Origin of the sequence: 'Chrysanthemum coronarium' phytoplasma (assembly GCF_000744065.1) — a bacterium.
In the GTDB taxonomy this organism is placed as follows: domain Bacteria; phylum Bacillota_I; class Bacilli_A; order Acholeplasmatales; family Acholeplasmataceae; genus Phytoplasma; species Phytoplasma asteris.
Genome location: NZ_BBIY01000064.1, coordinates 1 through 2,901 on the forward strand (window position 1 = coordinate 1; position 2,901 = coordinate 2,901).

Annotated in this window: 2 protein-coding genes; both read right to left on the reverse strand. The window is 26.2% G+C overall.

The window, feature by feature from the left end; genetic code table 11:
- Positions 1-447: 447 nt before the first annotated feature.
- Entirely contained in the window at positions 448-864 is a 417-nt protein-coding gene (locus OYV_RS03265) for a hypothetical protein (RefSeq protein ID WP_042068258.1), read from the reverse strand.
- A gap of 748 nt (positions 865-1,612) precedes the next feature.
- A partial coding sequence (locus OYV_RS05105; protein WP_042068259.1) for a hypothetical protein occupies positions 1,613-2,901 on the reverse strand: 1,289 nt, incomplete at its 5' end.

Consider the following 2,901-nt stretch of genomic DNA (forward strand, 5'->3'; position numbering starts at 1 on the left):
AACCCCATAGATCATATTTCAAAAAGTTTTTAATTTTAGTGTGATTATCAAGATAAATAACAGTTATAAATAAAAAATTAATTCCAATTAAACCCCAAAGCCAAATATGGATTAATTGATTTGACAACTTATTATCTAATTTTTGATAATCATTGGTTTTATTCATAACGATAACCTCACCTCTGATTTAGCCAATCATTTATTTGTCTTCTGACTTGTTCTGTGTGTTCAAAATTTTGAAAAGAATTATTAACCCAATTAAAAGTTTTATTATGTGCTTGAAGTGATTCAAAAGAAAGTGTTACTAATAAATTTAATAATTTAGTTGCATATGTTTGAATTATGTCTTTTAAACCTTGTTTTAGTCTTTCTAGTTGAATGTTTAGTTCGTTGAGATGACTTTCATAAGATGCTAAAATTTGTTCTAGATTAGGATATAATTCAGGATTATTGAAAACTGGAGGAAATTCTTATCCTTGGGGTTCTAAAATTAAGGGTTCTGGAAATGTTTCTTTTGTTTCTTGTATTTGTTGTATTGCATTTCTTATTTTTTCTTGTTCTTTTTGTTTGGCTTGTTTTTTGTTGAACTGATGTTTGCTCTGCTGAAATTTCACGTTCCTTGTTGTTTTGTGCTCTTTGATTTTGGTTTGTTGATTCTATATTTTGATTATTTAATTGTAAAATATCTTTTTCTGTTTGAGTTTGTTTTTTCACATTAGGAAATAAAGCTTCCAAAAGACTCATAATTTCATCATGTCTACTTTTAAAATTAATATAATGATGTTCTAAGTCATTCTTTAATGTAGTTTGGTCTTCTTTACTTTTGTGGGCTTTCTGAGATAAGTTAGTGTGTAGATTTTGCATAACATTATTAAGCCAAGTGTTTTAGCCTTTAAAAAGATTTTTGTCTTCTTGGGTAATTTGTTCTGGAGTTTGGATTTCTTGAAAAAAGTATTAATAGCTTCTTTATAACTTTGATATTCTTCTTCAATTATTCTTTCATTTTCTTTGTTTATTGCATCAAAAATGGGTACTTTTGGCATTTTTACTTGTTCTAAATTTTGAATAAAAGTATTTATATTTGTGTTATGTGCTGTTAATAAACGTAATATAGTTTGAATATAAAAATAAGCATTGCTGCTTTGTTTAAAATTAGTTTCTGGTTTAGTAATTAATTGATTGTAGTGTAGTTCTTTATCTATTTATGAGTCTTGTAATTTTTTTAAGAGGCTTAAAAATTTAGTTTTTGTTAAAGGAGTTGCAAAAACCCCATTTAATTCATCATGTGGTTCTAAGTTATTAAATTTGGTTTTCATCTCTTCTGATTCTCGCAAAAGAGCTTAATATTTAATAATTAAGTATTCTATTTTAGCTTTTAATTCAGCTAAATTTTGATCTAATTCTTGTTTAGTTTGGGCTTGTTGTTCGGTAAATGCTTCTCTTTTGGTACAATAATTATTATTAAAAGTATCAAAATCTTTTTTTAAAGAAGTTGTATTAAGATTATCAATTGGATTTTCTTGGATAAAATTTTTAATCTTGGTAATTTCTGTTTGAACCTTATTTTTGGACGTTTCTAAAAGTTATAATGGTTCAGTAACATAAGTATTGATTAATTCATTAATTCCTTGTTGTAATTGTGTTTGTAAGAGATTTTATTGTTGTAAATAAATTTCATAAGGTTTTCTATCTTTAAAACGATTAGCAATATCTTTTTTTGGGTTTCTAATTGTTGTAATAAAAAAGTTTGATATTTTGGAATAGTTTCTTTTTGTTCTTGGTATATTTTTTCATAATTAGTATGAAGTTTTTCTAAATCTTTGACTGATTTTTCTTTCATACCATTTTGATTAGGATTATTGAAATCATTAAAAGTTATTGTTTTTAAAAGAGTAGCTTGGTCTTCAATAGTACAACGAGCTTTTAGAATAAATTTAGCATAAACATCTTTTAATTGAGGTAAATTAGTCTCTATTTGAGTATTGTTTTGCAAAACAACTTCTTGAGTAGCAGGTTGTATTATTTTTTGAAAATAATCAATGAAATTATTTTTGTTGCTTCCATAAAAATCATCTATTAAAGTATCATCTCCATGAGCCAAAAAACGATCAATTTCTGGGTATATCTCACGAACTTCAAAATTATTTTTAGTTATTTCTAAATTTGGTAGTGTTTCGTGATTAACCGAAGTAAGATAATCATGTGGTTGTTCTTGCAAACGAAGTAGAGAAGAAGTTTTGTGCAATAAATTATTGTGATTGCTTATTTCAGTATAAAACTTTTCTACAATAGAATTGATATCTTGTTTTTGTTTTTCCTTTAATTCTAACAAAGTTTTAAAAAAGAGATTCAAAAACTCAATTCTAAATTGCAAATTAGAATAATCAGTTTGAAAACTTGAAAGTTGGGTTCGTTTTAGATCATCTTCATCTCTTAAAGAAAATTTTTCTGTTTGGGAAGTTAGCTCTTGGGAATTGGAGTTTTTTTGGATATTGTATTCTTCCAAAACATATTTAGTTGTTAGAACTGCAATAAGATAATTAAAATATTGGTTTAAGGCACTTTCTAAATCAGATGCTTGATTAGCTCCACTCAAGGATAAAATTTTTTCAAAAATAGGATTTGGTTTAGTTTGTCTTTGATTTCTTTGATTCCAATATTTGGTAAAAGTATCTTTATCATAAAAATAATCATATAATTTTTCGTATTGTTGTCTAGTTTCTTTTTCACAAGTTTCTCTTTGTTTGTCTTGTTGTTTTTTGGCTTGTTTATGTCTTTTAAAAACTTCATTTTCTTGGGCTGGTTCTGGTTTATATGGTAATTCTTGTTGTTCGTTTGGTTGGTTTGTAGTTGGTTGGGAGGCTTCGTTTGGTTTGGGAGTTTCGTTTGGATTTGGAAGTT